Origin of the sequence: Bradyrhizobium nitroreducens, assembly GCF_002776695.1 — a bacterium.
Classification (GTDB): Bacteria; Pseudomonadota; Alphaproteobacteria; order Rhizobiales; family Xanthobacteraceae; genus Bradyrhizobium; species Bradyrhizobium nitroreducens.
This window is the reverse complement of sequence record NZ_LFJC01000003.1, coordinates 4,152,145-4,167,455: the sequence shown is the minus strand read 5'-3', so window position 1 is coordinate 4,167,455 and position 15,311 is coordinate 4,152,145. Positions and strand designations below refer to the sequence as shown.

General features: G+C 62.9%; 9 protein-coding genes, 2 tRNA genes and 1 rRNA gene. 6 read left to right on the top strand and 6 right to left on the bottom strand.

Annotated elements, in window-relative coordinates:
• Nucleotides 1–15 precede the first annotated feature (15 nt).
• On the top strand, nt 16–678 hold the full coding sequence (metW, locus tag TSA1_RS20010; RefSeq protein ID WP_100177849.1) for a methionine biosynthesis protein MetW: 663 nt from the start codon (nt 16–18) through the stop codon (nt 676–678).
• Between the two features lie 114 nt (nt 679–792).
• Here metW and TSA1_RS20005 read toward each other — a convergent pair whose 3' ends face one another.
• Entirely contained in the window at nt 793–1,656 is an 864-nt protein-coding gene (locus TSA1_RS20005) for an alpha/beta fold hydrolase (protein WP_100177848.1), read from the bottom strand.
• Nucleotides 1,657–1,873: 217 nt separating this feature from the next.
• On the opposite strand from TSA1_RS20005, the gene TSA1_RS20000 reads away from it, so the two are divergent.
• Nucleotides 1,874–2,548, top strand: a complete 675-nt coding sequence (locus tag TSA1_RS20000) for a TIGR02594 family protein (RefSeq protein ID WP_100177847.1) — start codon at nt 1,874–1,876, stop codon at nt 2,546–2,548.
• Between the two features lie 130 nt (nt 2,549–2,678).
• Here the strand turns inward: TSA1_RS20000 and TSA1_RS19995 are convergent, their stop codons facing one another.
• Entirely contained in the window at nt 2,679–3,482 is an 804-nt protein-coding gene (locus TSA1_RS19995) for an MOSC domain-containing protein (RefSeq protein ID WP_100177846.1), read from the bottom strand.
• 241 nt (nt 3,483–3,723) lie between these two features.
• On the opposite strand from TSA1_RS19995, the gene clpB reads away from it, so the two are divergent.
• Nucleotides 3,724–6,363 carry an ATP-dependent chaperone ClpB gene (gene clpB / locus TSA1_RS19990; protein WP_100177845.1) on the top strand — a complete coding sequence of 880 codons (2,640 nt, stop codon included), beginning with the start codon at nt 3,724–3,726 and terminating at the stop codon, nt 6,361–6,363.
• 89 nt (nt 6,364–6,452) lie between these two features.
• Here the strand turns inward: clpB and TSA1_RS19985 are convergent, their stop codons facing one another.
• The 4 genes from TSA1_RS19985 to TSA1_RS19970 form a co-directional block, all read right to left on the bottom strand.
• A complete protein-coding gene (locus TSA1_RS19985) occupies nt 6,453–6,896 on the bottom strand; it encodes a hypothetical protein (protein ID WP_100177844.1) in 444 nt (147 codons plus the stop codon).
• A gap of 19 nt (nt 6,897–6,915) precedes the next feature.
• Nucleotides 6,916–8,022 carry a hypothetical protein gene (locus tag TSA1_RS19980; RefSeq protein WP_145984336.1) on the bottom strand — a complete coding sequence of 369 codons (1,107 nt, stop codon included), beginning with the start codon at nt 8,020–8,022 and terminating at the stop codon, nt 6,916–6,918.
• 460 nt (nt 8,023–8,482) lie between these two features.
• Nucleotides 8,483–10,102: an NHL repeat-containing protein gene (locus TSA1_RS19975; RefSeq protein WP_100177842.1), complete on the bottom strand. Its 1,620-nt coding sequence runs from the start codon at nt 10,100–10,102 to the stop codon at nt 8,483–8,485.
• Nucleotides 10,103–10,254: 152 nt separating this feature from the next.
• The gene (locus TSA1_RS19970) at nt 10,255–12,318 is read right to left on the bottom strand and encodes a M23 family metallopeptidase (RefSeq protein ID WP_100177841.1); all 2,064 of its coding nucleotides are present in this window, start codon (nt 12,316–12,318) and stop codon (nt 10,255–10,257) included.
• Nucleotides 12,319–13,440: 1,122 nt separating this feature from the next.
• On the opposite strand from TSA1_RS19970, the gene TSA1_RS19965 reads away from it, so the two are divergent.
• The 3 genes from TSA1_RS19965 (at nt 13,441) to TSA1_RS19955 (ending at nt 15,303) form a co-directional block, all read left to right on the top strand.
• Nucleotides 13,441–14,929: ribosomal RNA gene (locus tag TSA1_RS19965) — 16S ribosomal RNA — on the top strand.
• A gap of 188 nt (nt 14,930–15,117) precedes the next feature.
• Nucleotides 15,118–15,194, top strand: a tRNA-Ile gene (locus TSA1_RS19960).
• Nucleotides 15,195–15,227: 33 nt separating this feature from the next.
• Nucleotides 15,228–15,303 (top strand) — tRNA-Ala (locus tag TSA1_RS19955).
• Nucleotides 15,304–15,311: the final 8 nt, after the last annotated feature.

Below are 15,311 nucleotides of genomic sequence, written 5' to 3'. Positions count from 1 at the left end.
CGAGGACGGCTAGCGATGTCTGTACAGGAAGTGTTGCCGCTGGGCGGCCTTGCGACGGGACAGTCCGGTCATTTTCGCGCCGACCATCTCCTGGTCGCCGACATGGTCAAGCCCGGCTCGAAAGTGCTCGACGTCGGCTGCGGCGAGGGCGATCTGCTCCAGCTGCTGGAAACGCGCGGCATCGACGGACGCGGCATCGAGCTGTCGCGCGAGGGCGTCAACCGCTGCGTGGCCAAGGGGCTTGCGGTGGTGCAGGGCGACGCCGACACCGACCTCGTCAATTATCCGGACGACGCCTTCGACTACGTGATCCTGTCGCAGACGCTGCAGGCGACCCGGCAGCCGAGGGTGGTGCTGGAAAACCTGCTGCGCATCGGCCGCCGCGCCATCGTCTCGTTCCCGAATTTCGGCTTCTGGAAGATGCGGCTGCAGCTGCTGATCGGCGGCCACATGCCACGTACCGAGAACCTGCCGGCGACCTGGTACGACACCGCCAACATCCATTTCTGCACCATCAAGGATTTCGTGCAGCTCTGCGACGCAATCAACGTCAAGATGGAGCGTTCGGTGGCGCTCGACCTCTACGGCCGCCCGATCCCGCTGAACCTGCCCTGGTGGGTGTGGAACATGTTTGGCGAGCAGGGCGTGTTTCTGCTGAGCCGCGGCGGGGGAAAATAGTCTCTCGTCGTCATTCCGGGGCGCGCGAAGCGCGAACCCGGAATCCATCGTGCCGCAGCGTATGACGTCCCATGGATTCCGGGCCTGCGCCTTTGGCGCATCCCGGAATGACAGCTAATGCGCGGCCCGCGACCTGGGATCCCGCGCCGGCCAGCGGCCCGCCTCGACCAGCGTCACGAACCGCTCCACGCTCTCGTTGAACAGCGCGGGTTCCTCCAGATTGAGCACGTGGCCCGATTTCGGAAACATCGCCAGCCCCGCCGCGGGCAGATGCTTCTTCAGGAACAGGCTTGGCCCGATACACGGATCGTCCTCGTCGCCGCAGATGATCAGCGCCGGCGTCGTCGCCTTCGCGATCGCGTCCGTCATCGTATAGATCGAGGGGCGGCCGCCCTGGAAGCCGCGCATCGTGCGCGCCGAGCCCTTGGCGTCGTGGCGCGCCAGCGCGGCGTAGAAATCGGCGTGTCCGCGCGGGTCCTTCACCAGGAACGGAATCCGGCTCGGTGCCTCGCGCGTGATTTTTGCGACCTCGGCGGAGCCCAGCGTCTCGAACTGCTCGGCATTGGCGCGGCACTGCTTGCGCCAGGCCTCCAGGTTTTCGAGCTCCGAGCCGGAGCCGACGCCGGCCAGCGTCATCGACAGCGCGCGCTGCGGCGCGTTCAATCCGATCTGCAGCGAGGAATAGGCGCCCATCGACAGGCCCACGAGATGCGCGCGCTCGATCTTGAGATGATCGAGCACGGCAAGCGCGTCGGTGTAGAAATGTTCGTAGGTGTAGACCTCGCCCTCAGGCACGTCCGACGGCGTGTAGCCGCGCGCCGAATACGTGATGCAGCGGTGGCCGCGCGAGAAGTAGCGCATCTGCGGCTCCCAATTGGTGTAGTCGGCCGCGAACTCGTGCAGAAAAATGATCGGCGTTCCCTGACCCGCTTCTTCGAAATAGATGCGGACGTCGTCCCTGGTCGTGGCGTGGGGCATTAACCGTTTCCCTCTCTTCAAGCCGCCTTTGCAGGATTGCAGTTAATGCTGTTGTCCGCAATGCGGCGGCATTGAACCAGTGTCGGCACAAAATCATCACAGCTATTCGCGGGCAGCCCGCGTCTTTTTCTCGCCACATCCGGCGGCTTAACGGCCAGACGGATGTCGGCCTCAGCGAGGGGCGGACGGGAAGTGGGGTGTCAACGAAGGATGAAGAATGGTTGAGTTGTTTGCGTCTCGCCTGTCGCGTTGTGTTGTTGCGCTGGCGATCTTCTCCGCGGCGGTTGCCGCATTCGTTTCTCCGGCCTCAGCGCGGCCGCATCATCGTCATAGCGCAGAGCGGCACGCTTACGTGCACCACGCCAGACATCATCATTATCGCCATCATGCGAGCCGCTCGCGCTTCGAGCGCAGCGCCGCGCAGTTGCAGGCGAGCGGATTCGCCGACACCCAGGCGAGCTACGATCCGAACGCCAACGGCGGCGGCATGGCCCATAGCGCCATGGCGAACACCGCAATGGCCAATAGCGGCGGCTTCGGCGGCGGATCGAGCCTTGTATCCGAGGCGCGCCGCTATGTCGGAGGCAATCCGACCGGGCGCGGCAGCCTGTGGTGCGCGCGTTTCATGAACATGGTGCTGGAGCACACCGGCCATAAGGGCTCCGGCTCCGACATGGCGAGCTCGTTCGCGCGTTACGGCACCCGTGTCTCCGGTCCGCAGGTCGGCGCCATCGCGGTCATGTCGCGCGGCCGCCGCGGCGGTCATGTCGGCATCATCACCGGCATCGACGCGCAGGGCAATCCGATCATGATCTCCGGCAACAACGGCAACCGCGTCCGCGAGGCGCCGGTCTCGCGCGGCCGGATCTATGCCTATGTGATGCCGAATTGAGGTGAGATCGGTAGGGTGGGTTAGCTGGCGGTCGCGCGAAGCGCGGTCCGCTGGCGTAACCCACCTCTTCTGTTTCGGCGGAGACAGGCGGTGGTGGGTTACGCCTACGGCTAACCCACCCTACGAACCGTCACACCAATCTCGGCTCTTCCACCGCGACCGCATCGCCGATGCCGATCTCGCCACCTTCGATGACCTCGCCATAGATGCCGCAGTCCATGTGGCCGAGATGACGCGAAAGCGTCGGCGGGATCTCGAGATCGCGCTTGGCCGTCACCGGGTCCACATTGGTGGCGGGGCAGCGGACGATGCGCTTGACGACCTTCAATCGGGCCTGCCCGATCGCGAGCGTCTGGCCGACGAGATCGAGCTCCGACCAGGCCGGCCACCCCGTCACGTAGAGATTGGCGCGGAAGCGCAAGGGATGCACCGCGGTGCCGCCCAGCATGGTCTCGATCGCGCGCACGCTGTTCAGGTTGATGATGGAGACGACCTTGCGGGCGACGTCGGAGAAGCTGTGGTCGCGGCCGGAGAGAACCTTGGGCGGTCCCTTCAGCTCCGGCTGGAAGTTCTCCGTGAAATAGCGCTCGATGGCGGCGCGCCCGGCCGCGGTCTCGAGGTTCCCGCTGGCGACGGTCTGGCCGTCCTTGCGGATGGTCAGGACGTTGCTGGCATCGTCGAAGCGGCTGTCGAGCTCGGCCAGCCGCTCATTGCGCGCGAGCATCAGGAACTGGATTTTCGGCTTCCACTCGGGCTGCTCGGGATCGAAGCCGCTCGGGCCGTTCTCGATGGCGTAGCGGCGGTCGGCGGGAAGGGTCTGGCCCGTCCGCAAAAGGACGCGGCGCAGAGGCTCCGGCGTCAGGCCCTTGATCGGGTAGCGGTAGAGGCCGGTAATCTCGGCGGTCTGGCTGGCTGGCTTTGCGGCAGGGATCATGCCGTCACTTAAGGGATTCGCCCCGGCCCCGCCAAGCCGGCGGATCGGCGCACGAAATTGTGAACTCGCCTCTTTCGCATCCGCAACCTGCTTCCCACATCTGCCTCAGGCCGGCGGCAACGTCGGTAAATGACGATCGTTTACCGCTTGAGAAACCTCAATGCAGTCAGCGGAAACCCAATGAAGATGCCGTATTGGGGTGCCTTAGAGGGCCCCGAGGGCAGGCCGAGGGACAAAAGAGATGAATATCGAAAAGTATACCGAACGCTCCAGGGGCTTCATCCAGTCCGCGCAGTCGCTTGCGATGCGCGAGGGGCACCAGCAGTTTTCCACCCTGCATATGCTGAAGGTCCTGCTGGACGACAATGAGGGGCTGGCTTCCGGCCTGATCGACCGCGCCGGCGGCAATTCCCGCGCAATTCTGAAGGCCACCGAGGACGCTCTCGGCAAGGTGCCGAAGGTCTCCGGCGGCGGTGCCGGGCAGATCTATCTGGCACCCGAGCTCGCCCGCACCTTCGACGCGGCCGAGAAGGCTGGCGAGAAGGCCGGTGACAGCTTCGTCACGGTCGAGCGGCTGCTGCTCGGCCTCACGCTGGAGAAGACCAGCGAGGCGGGCGCGATCCTCAACAAGGGCGGTGTCACCCCGCAAAACCTCAATGCGGCAATCGAGGCGCTGCGCAAGGGCCGCACGGCCGACAGCGCGACCGCCGAGAACGCCTATGACGCGCTGAAGAAATATGCCCGTGACCTGACCCAGGCGGCGCGCGACGGCAAGCTCGACCCGGTCATCGGCCGCGACGAGGAGATTCGCCGTACCATCCAGGTGCTGTCGCGCCGGACCAAGAACAATCCCGTCCTGATCGGCGAGCCCGGCGTCGGCAAGACCGCCATCGCCGAAGGCCTCGCGCTGCGCATCGTCAATGGCGACGTGCCCGAGAGCCTGAAGGACAAGAAGCTGCTGTCGCTCGACCTCGGCGCGCTGATCGCGGGTGCAAAATACCGCGGCGAGTTCGAGGAGCGGCTGAAGGCCGTGCTTCAGGAAGTGACCGGGAGCGAGGGCACCTTCATCCTGTTCATCGACGAGATGCATACGCTGATCGGCGCCGGCAAGGGCGACGGCGCGATGGACGCCTCCAACCTGCTCAAGCCGGCGCTCGCCCGCGGCGAGCTGCACTGCATCGGCGCGACCACGCTCGACGAGTATCAGAAGCACGTCGAGAAGGACGCCGCACTGGCGCGGCGCTTCCAGCCGATCTTCGTCAGCGAGCCCTCGGTCGAGGACACCATCTCGATCCTGCGCGGCCTGAAGGACAAGTACGAGCAGCACCACGGCGTGCGGATCACCGATTCCGCGCTTGTTGCGGCGACGACGCTGTCCAACCGCTACATCACCGACCGCTTCCTGCCCGACAAGGCCATCGACCTCATGGACGAGGCCGCGGCGCGGCTGAAGATGCAGGTCGATTCCAAGCCCGAAGAGCTGGATTCGCTCGACCGCGAGATCATCCGGCTCAAGATCGAGCAGGAGGCTCTGAAGAAGGAGAGCGATCCCGGCTCCAAGTCCCGGCTCCAGACCCTGGAAAAGGATCTTGCCGAGCTCGAGGAGAAGTCGGCGGCGCTGACCGCGCGCTGGAGCGCGGAGAAGAACAAGCTCTCCGATGCCCAGAAGCTGAAGGCCGAGCTCGACGGTTTGCGTGTCGAGCTGGCCAATGCGCAGCGGCGCGGCGAATTCCAGAAGGCCGGCGAGCTGGCCTATGGCCGGATCCCGCAGCTCGAGAAGCAGCTTGCCGATATCGAGGCCAAGGAGAACTCCGGCGAGATGGTGGAGGAGGCGGTCACCGCCAACCACATCGCGCAGGTGGTCTCGCGCTGGACCGGCGTGCCGGTCGACAAGATGCTGGAAGGCGAGAAGGAGAAGCTCCTGAAGATGGAGGAGCAGCTCGGCCAGCGCGTCGTCGGCCAGGCCGAGGCCGTGCGTGCGGTCGCGACCGCCGTGCGCCGTTCGCGCGCAGGCCTGCAGGACCCGCACCGTCCCACGGGCTCGTTCATGTTCTTGGGCCCGACCGGCGTCGGCAAGACCGAGCTGACCAAGGCCTTGGCGGAGTACCTGTTCAACGACGAGACCGCGATGGTCCGCCTCGACATGTCCGAATACATGGAGAAGCACTCGGTCTCACGGCTGATCGGCGCGCCTCCGGGCTATGTCGGCTATGACGAGGGCGGCGCGCTCACCGAGGCGGTGCGGCGCCGGCCCTACCAGGTCGTGCTGTTCGACGAGATCGAGAAGGCGCATCCTGACGTCTTCAACGTCCTGCTGCAGGTGCTCGACGACGGCCGCCTGACCGACGGCCAGGGCCGCACGGTCGACTTCCGCAACACGCTGATCATCATGACCTCGAACCTCGGTTCGGAGTATTTGGTGAACCAGCCGGAGGGCGAGGACACCTCGGCCGTGCGCGAACAGGTGATGGGAATGGTGCGCGGGCATTTCCGGCCCGAATTCCTCAACCGCGTCGACGAGATCATCCTGTTCCACCGCTTGCAGAAGAGCGAGATGGGCCGGATCGTCGAGATCCAGTTCACCCGGCTGCAGAAGCTCCTGACCGATCGCAAGATCGTGCTGACGCTCGATGCCGCGGCTCGCGACTGGTTGGCTGCCAAGGGCTGGGACCCAGCCTACGGCGCAAGGCCGCTGAAGCGCGTGATCCAGCGCCACCTCCAGGATCCGCTCGCCGAGATGATCCTGGCCGGCGACGTCAAGGACGGCGACAACGTTGCGATCTCGTCCGAAGGCAACGTGCTGACTTTCAACGGCAAGGCGCCGCAGACCGCCGAGATCGCCCAGTTCGAGGCGCCGGCGGCGAAGCGGAAGCTGAACTGAACGCGGCCGTTCGAAGCCTGAAACGACAACCCGCCCCGGAGAGGTCCGCCTCGCCGGGGCGGCTTTTTGTGGGCTGAGGGTTTGCCTTCCTAAGTTGGAGTTTTTGGATCGACCGGCGTGCCGGCAGCAACGGCCTGGCCGCTCGGCATCAACGCGCGGGTATCGGTCAGGGCCTGGTTGAGGCCGGCCACGTCGTCTCCGGGGAACTGCTTGCCATATATCTCTTCCGATGTCGGATTCCGTCCGTTTGTAGTGACGAGACCCCGATGAATGTCGTGAGTCCATGACGCGACCAGCAGGCATTGCATCTGCCAAATCTTGACGTCTTCTGCCTCGAGACCGAGTTCGCCCTTGAGGAGCCCGTTCCATTGCTCTTGTGTCAGTCCGAATGGTCCAAACTTAGTGTCTTTGACGGCATCGTCGATTCCGGACCGAAGCTTGGCGACGGCGACGAGATAGTGGGCCCAGGCGCCAAATCTATTTCCCTGTTCGATACATTCCGCGGCGAATGTCGGTCGATCAATCTCGGCCACTAGCTCCTCCTCTTACACGTCAACACTTCCTCGCTTGGGCAATCCTCAATCGCGTGATGTCCTTCGGCGAAAGCGCGCCAGATTGACCGGTCTTGCCCAGGAAAGTCATGATTGCGACCCGGGTTGACGACCCCGGTCCTCCGAGCTTGCCGTCGTGGAGCGACGCGCAGACCTTGGCTTGCCAACCGGCAATCATTTCGGATGAGAGTTGCTTTTCGAAGCTGTTGAGTCTGTTATCGAACATCGCGCTCGGATCTGTCCCAGCCGGATCGAGCGGCTGCAGCTGGGTCTTTGAGTTGGAGATCAGAGCTGCGGAGCCAAGGCCCGTTCCATTCGTCGTGTCCCTGGCCGACTTGAACATGACCGTCCCGGTGGCGGCATCAATCTCCATATTCGTCGGGGTGTTGTTGATCGATCGGTTCAGTAGGTAACGGATGCCTTCACGCGTACACTGATATTCGATTGTGCTGACCGCGTTCAGTGCATCGGAAAATGTGTATCCCCCAACGGCGACGTTGTTATCGAAGTTGGACTGATCCACCTGGTTCAGAAAGAATTCCGCGTATTTGTTCTGCGCGGTCTCCACCAGCGTTCGGGCCACGTCGCGGTCGATCGACAGATATCGGTATTCTTCAAAGGCATTGAGCCCATCGTTCACGCCCGTCGTGGCGATCAGGAATGATTTTGTCAGCGTGGCGTTCGCATTCACCAGCGCCAGCACCGCGCTGGTGAATGAGGCGCCAACACCGATTTCCTTCTTGATGAACTCCAAGTACTGGTTGCCCTCGTCGAGCCTCATCAGATGATTTCGGCAGACGAGTTGGGCAGCTCGAAGCCCCGTTCGGATGTAGTACTTGACCAGGGGCTTTGTGCCCAAGGTCTGCACATATGTCAGATAGTCGGCTCTTGGCGCGGCCATGCCGTTGATGAGATGCGGCGTGATCCGCCCGCTGGTGGGCATGACGAAAGGCAGCGTTTGAAAGCCCGCCCGCTCTGAACGAAATTGAATGTCCTCGTAAGGTACGGTCGAAAATCCGTACGCCTGCAGCATGAGGATTGACGCCTGGATAAAGAGCTGGATCGACGTATCCGTCTCACCGCTCGACACAAGGCGTGGAGGATTCAACGCTCCTCCCCAACCGCACCCACCCAAGCCAATCGCAACAACAATGACTCTAAGAAATGTACGAATACGCACAGCCGCCCCCGCCGCTGCAAATTATGGGCACATCGAAACACGCGCGGAGATTGTTGACAATCTAAAGGAGAGTTGAATCCAATCGCGCGCAAAAAAGTTATGGGCGCGTTGCGGTTGCGCCACATCGCAACTTAAGCTTTTGATTCAAAGGAGGCTTTCATCACGCAATGCTGGCGGCGAGCGATACGAGCGAGCGCTAGCTCGTCAGTCTCTACCAGCGGCTGCCTTGCTGCAATGCACCGTGACAGCTGAGGTTTGGCGAGGGTGACGTCCCGCCCCGATGTCGTTCCAACATGTCGACAACCACCCTGCGCGGGAGAGGTCAAACGGTCAGCATCCGACTGGAAGCTGCGCGCCGATCCGTCGCGGTCAGTTTTGCAGTACGCCGCTACTTCTTCACCACCTTGTAGATCGCATTCTCCACGTCCGACGAGAAGTAGATCGCTCCGCTCGCCCCGATCCCGACGCCGGTCGGAATGTTGGTCGGCAATCCGCCAGGCGCGCCCTCGAGGCCGATCGAAAGATTGGCCACGATTTCCGTCACCTTGCCATCCTCCGGCGCGATCGCGATCAGACGCTTGGCGCCGACTTCCGCCACGATCAGGGTGCCGTCGCTGCCGCGCGCGATGCCTTCCGGCATTTTCAGCTCCTTGGCGACCACGGTCTTTTCGCCGTTGCTGTCGATCCGGGACACGGTGCCCGCAAAAGCCTCGGTGACGTAGACTTCGTCGGCCTTGCCACGGACCAGCCCGACCGGGCCCTCGAGGCCGCCAATCAGCGTGGTGCGGTCCTTGCCGTGCTCGCCGCTCACCTTGACCAGCGACTTGGTGCCGAGCTCCGCCACCAGGATGCTGCCGTCCGCGAGCACGATCGCATCGTGCGGCGCCTTGAAGCCGTGCAGCATGTCGCGCGTTGCGCCGGTCTTGGCGTCGATCACCTGCACGGTGCCGGTGAACCAGCTCGACAGCACCACGTCGTTGTCCCGCGCCGTCGCGCTCATCGGATATTCGAGCGTGGTGCCAGCGGCGTGCATGCGGGCCTTCTCGGTGACCTCGCCGGTCGCGCCGTCCACCGTACGATAGGCGAACACGTCGGCGATGTGGATCGTATCCTTGCCGTTCTCCGAGGTGACGCCGATGCCGCCCGGTAGCGCGAGCTTGCCGACGATGACCTGCCTGGCCTGGCCGGTCGCGGGATCGACCTCCTGGATGCCGTTGTCGGCCATGTTGGAGACGTAGATGCGGTCCTTGTCGTCGATCGCGAGATTGTCCAGCGACGGCTTCAGTTGCGCGACCACGGTCTTGGTGCCCGATTTGGGATCGACCCGGACGAGCTGACCGAGCGCGGTGTCGACCACCCACAAATTGCCCTTGGAATCGAAGTTCACCGCGGCTGGGATCTTGAAGCCGTCGGCGACGACGGTCAGCTCGGCCTTGTCGACGTCGACCTTGGCGACCTGTCCCTTGAACCAGAGCGGGCCATAGAGCTTGTCGTCGGGACCGAACTCGAAGCCGTTGAGGCCGCCCATCTTCTCCATGATCTGGCGCGGCGGCTTCACGCCCTCGACGTCGATTTCATAGAGCGTGTCGCCGAGGAAAACGGTGGTGGCGTAGAGCCGGCCGTCCTTGCGGAAGGCGAGCGAGTTGATTCCGGGAAGGCCGCTCGCGAGCTTCTTGATCGGGCCCTCGCCCTTGCGCGAATAGAGGTCGCCGGTCAGAAATCCGGTCCAGGCCATGGTGCCGTCAGGCGCGAACGCGATGTCGTCGGCCATGCCCACAGGCGAGGGAATTGCAACCTTGGCGGTACCGCCTGTGATGTCGACCTCGTAGAGCGCAGCGCCGGCGACGCTGCCGGCGAACAGATGGCCGGCCTTGTCGACACCGAGCCCGTGCACGCCATGGAAGGCCGAGCCGGGAACGAGCTTCGTCACCTCCCAATTGTCGGCAAATGCGGTCGTGGTAGCCAAAAGCGCAGCGACGAAGGCTGTGCAGGCGAGCCTGTTCTTCATGGCGAGACCTCCCGTTTTTTGGAAAGTATTCGCTCCTCGGGCCGCTTTGGCAAACGAAACTTCACGTTGTGACGCTGGCAAGCAGCCTCACGCGAACAACGAAGAATTCGGATTGTGTTTGACGATGTCCGGCCGGTCTCGGCCGGTTGCTATCAGCGGTTGCTGACCTGCAATGGGCCGCCGGTCGCGTCCGACATACGGGCGATGGCGCCGCCGCGGCCGCTCATCATGCCCTCGAGCCGGTCGCGCTCCTTCTCGAAGCTTGCGAGCATCGGGCCTTCGAGCGACCGGCCGCGCGGCAGCTTTACGCGCATCGGATCGACGAAGCGGCCGTTGACCAGGATCTCGTAGTGGACGTGGGGGCCGGTCGACTGGCCGGTCGAGCCGACGAAGCCGATCACCTGGCCCTGACGCACCTTCTTGCCCGCCTCCATGCCCTTGGCGAAAGCCGACATGTGGCCGTAGGCGGTCTCGTACCCGTTGGAATGCTTGATGCGGATGTACTTGCCGTAGCCGCCTTCGGGGCCGGCCTTCTCGATCACGCCGTTGCCGGAGGCGAAGATCGGCGTGCCGTAGGCGGTGGCCCAGTCGACGCCGGTGTGCATCTTCACATAACCGAGGATCGGATGGCGGCGACCGCCGAAGCCCGAGCGCATGATGGCGTTGTTGACGGGCTTCCTGACCAGGAACTTCTTCGCGCTCTTGCCGGTCTCGTCATAGTAGTCGACGACGCCATCGTCGGGGCTCTGGTAACGGTAGTATTTCTTGGTCTCGCCGCCGACGGTGAGGGAGGCGAACAGCACGTCGTTCTTTTCGCTCGACGTCACGCCCTCGTCTTCGCCGGCATAGAACACGTCGAAGGAATCGCCCGGCTGCACCTTGCGCTGGAAATCGACGTCGTAGGAGTAGATCTTGATCATGTCCTCGATGACCGGCATCGGCACCTTGTTGCGCATCGCGGTCTCGTAGATGCTCTGGTACAGCCGCACGCCGGAGCCGTCATCGTCGTCATCGTCATCGCTGCTCGCGTTGGCCGCAGCGTCGGCGACGGTGTTCATGCTGGAGACGTCGACCGCGACGTATTTGCCGAGATCGGACAGCGCCGCGATCGCCTCGACCATGGTCTCGTTGGCGACGACGACGCGGTAGGGCTGGAGGCGGGCGCCGGGATTCGCGGGCGCCATCAGGATGCGGAGCTTCTCGCCTTCCTTCAGGCCGCCGTCGCGGCCGCGGGGCCCGAGCGTCGCGGTGATCGCCTTGATCTCCTCGGCGTTCGCGCCGAGATCGCGCAGCACCGAAGCGACGCTGTCGCCCTTCTTGACCAGATGGACGCGTTCGCCGTTGGGATTGCCGCCGGTGATCTGCTCCTTGGTCTTGGGCAGCAGCGTCACGTTTTCCGGCACCACGCGCGTCTCGAAGCCGGCATAGGGATCGGAGGGCGAGGCCTCGGGAGCGTAGGCGGTTCTGATGTCGGAGGGGCCGGTCGCGCCGGAAATGTCGGCGGCGGCATTGGCGAGCGAGGCGTAGCGCACCCCGCCATTGCCGCGCCAATTGGCGGCGTCGCGCACCCGCATCAGGATGTCGTCGAGCGCCACCACGGCGGAGATCTTGGCCTTCGGCAGCACCGACGACAGGTCCTTGGTGACGAAGGAGACTTCCGCGTCGGGCTCGACCGCTTCCGGATTGTTCGGGTCTTCCGCTGCCGTCTTCGGATCGGAGCCGACATCGGTGAGCAGGCGCTGGGCGTTGAACGGCGGAATCTTCGCCGACAGATCGCTCGTCGTCATGGACAGATTGCCGGCGATCCGCACGAAGGGACGCACCCGCATCACGTCGCGGTTGCCGACGCGGGCGACGGTGGAGACGCGCACGATGTTGCGGGATGCCGTGGATTCGCTCGGCGGCGGCAGGCGGTCGCTCTTGTGCAGCGTGGCGGCGCGATCGGCGGCGCCGAATGCACCGCGCAGCGCGCCCTCGACCCGCTCCGGCACCTTGGCGAAGGTCATTTCGCCGTCGAGCGATGCGAAAACGGCGCCGCCGATCAGGGCTGCGCCGCAGAGTCCGGTCAAGATTGTCCCGCTGAACCACTGCACCGAAACGCGGCGGCGGTCGATCACGGCGGCCTCGGAACCGTCGACGGACAGCGGCGGCTCGTGGCCGAGATCGATGATCCCGGTCTCACGCCCGTAAGCGCCGCGTGACGTCCTGTGGTTCACTCAAGTCCCCCAATCAACGACCCAAGAAGCCCGGTCCGAACCTTGTCCTCGTCGCCCTCTTGAAGGGGCATCGCCGGAAAAAGGCAAGCCGCACAGGCGTCCGCGCTCAGGAGGCCCCCGACGGGGACCGGCCGAAATTACGAACAGCTGGACGGAAAAAGCGCTCTCGATGTCTCTCGAATGTCCGGGGAAGGCCGCGTCATCTGCAAGATCGCCTTCCTCTGACCCCATGAAAACCGCCGGCAGCCCCCACTGGCATCCCGCGATTCAAGCTTGTCTCTTATCAGAACGCCGCGGGATTGTGGCTCAAGTACGGCGCCTGTCATGGAAAAAGTTTCCTGAACGGGCGGCCTTAACTGGCCCCGTCTGACTACGGGCGGGGCCCGGCCCGAGCGGGCGTAAGCCCCCTCGGGCACAGAAGGGCCCGTCGGCCCAGAGCGGTCGGGTCGGGGAAGGTCCCCGCCCGCCCGGGCCGGTGGTGGGGGCCTGGAAGGGCGCCGGGAGGGGGGCTCCGGAGGGGCCCTGAAGCCCCCTCGGGAGCCCGCCAGTGAGCAAACTTTTTTTCAGATTTTTTGCCGCGCGGGGGCGGCCATCGCATTCCATGGGTCGCTAATTGATTGGAATCGCTTGAATTTTTTCGACGATCCACTGTGCGACGATTTGTTGACGATTGGCGTTGACAGCCCGGAAGGTGGGGCCTATAACCCCAACCACTGAGCGCGGCGCCGCCGGGTCACTGACCAAGGCGAGCGAACGCGCCACTGATGCTCCTCACCTTGTTGAGTGAACACAACAGCCGACACCAGTCGGTTGGAGTTCATCCATCGTCGGTAAGGGTGTCGGAACCCTTCCTCTCTGGAAGGTTGGGGCCTCATCGGTCCCGGGCTGTTTGACAAGTGAAGATGAAGAAAGAGAAACGTGGACGGCGGAGTCCTTGCGGGTCTCGCTCTTGAAAGGCTTCGGTCTTTCGGGTTCGGGACCGGACGAAAGACTTCGGCGGTACACGTTTTAAAGGAAACACCATCGTTGCCAGCGATGTGAATCGCGGGCAGCACATCGACTTCGGTCGATAATGGTGGGACCTCGTCAAACGTTGTGATCAGCCGGTTCAAAGTTCAAGTCCAACTTGAGAGTTTGATCCTGGCTCAGAGCGAACGCTGGCGGCAGGCTTAACACATGCAAGTCGAGCGGGCGTAGCAATACGTCAGCGGCAGACGGGTGAGTAACGCGTGGGAACGTACCTTTTGGTTCGGAACAACACAGGGAAACTTGTGCTAATACCGGATAAGCCCTTACGGGGAAAGATTTATCGCCGAAAGATCGGCCCGCGTCTGATTAGCTAGTTGGTAGGGTAATGGCCTACCAAGGCGACGATCAGTAGCTGGTCTGAGAGGATGATCAGCCACATTGGGACTGAGACACGGCCCAAACTCCTACGGGAGGCAGCAGTGGGGAATATTGGACAATGGGGGCAACCCTGATCCAGCCATGCCGCGTGAGTGATGAAGGCCCTAGGGTTGTAAAGCTCTTTTGTGCGGGAAGATAATGACGGTACCGCAAGAATAAGCCCCGGCTAACTTCGTGCCAGCAGCCGCGGTAATACGAAGGGGGCTAGCGTTGCTCGGAATCACTGGGCGTAAAGGGTGCGTAGGCGGGTCTTTAAGTCAGGGGTGAAATCCTGGAGCTCAACTCCAGAACTGCCTTTGATACTGAAGATCTTGAGTTCGGGAGAGGTGAGTGGAACTGCGAGTGTAGAGGTGAAATTCGTAGATATTCGCAAGAACACCAGTGGCGAAGGCGGCTCACTGGCCCGATACTGACGCTGAGGCACGAAAGCGTGGGGAGCAAACAGGATTAGATACCCTGGTAGTCCACGCCGTAAACGATGAATGCCAGCCGTTAGTGGGTTTACTCACTAGTGGCGCAGCTAACGCTTTAAGCATTCCGCCTGGGGAGTACGGTCGCAAGATTAAAACTCAAAGGAATTGACGGGGGCCCGCACAAGCGGTGGAGCATGTGGTTTAATTCGACGCAACGCGCAGAACCTTACCAGCCCTTGACATGTCCAGGACCGGTCGCAGAGATGTGACCTTCTCTTCGGAGCCTGGAGCACAGGTGCTGCATGGCTGTCGTCAGCTCGTGTCGTGAGATGTTGGGTTAAGTCCCGCAACGAGCGCAACCCCCGTCCTTAGTTGCTACCATTTAGTTGAGCACTCTAAGGAGACTGCCGGTGATAAGCCGCGAGGAAGGTGGGGATGACGTCAAGTCCTCATGGCCCTTACGGGCTGGGCTACACACGTGCTACAATGGCGGTGACAATGGGATGCTAAGGGGCGACCCTTCGCAAATCTCAAAAAGCCGTCTCAGTTCGGATTGGGCTCTGCAACTCGAGCCCATGAAGTTGGAATCGCTAGTAATCGTGGATCAGCACGCCACGGTGAATACGTTCCCGGGCCTTGTACACACCGCCCGTCACACCATGGGAGTTGGTTTTACCTGAAGACGGTGCGCTAACCCGCAAGGGAGGCAGCCGGCCACGGTAGGGTCAGCGACTGGGGTGAAGTCGTAACAAGGTAGCCGTAGGGGAACCTGCGGCTGGATCACCTCCTTTCTAAGGATGGCTCTTCAGAAGCTTGCTTCTATCGAGCTGTTTTAGAAACATCAGTGGCCAACAGATCGCCAGATCGTTGAGCTGCATTGGCGGGATTTCGCCGTCTTCGTTTCTCTTTCTTCGCGGACGAACACGCGCTGGGGCTGCAAGCATGCAGAATCCCCGGTCCTTAACAGGATAAGCGTTAGGGGCTTGTAGCTCAGTTGGTTAGAGCGCGCGCTTGATAAGCGTGAGGTCGGAAGTTCAAGTCTTCCCAGGCCCACCACTTTCATCGAGTGAGCATTCGTCTTCTGGTTACGGGGCCATAGCTCAGCTGGGAGAGCGCGTGCTTTGCAAGCATGAGGTCGTCGGTTCGATCCCGTCTGGCTCCACCAGATGGTTT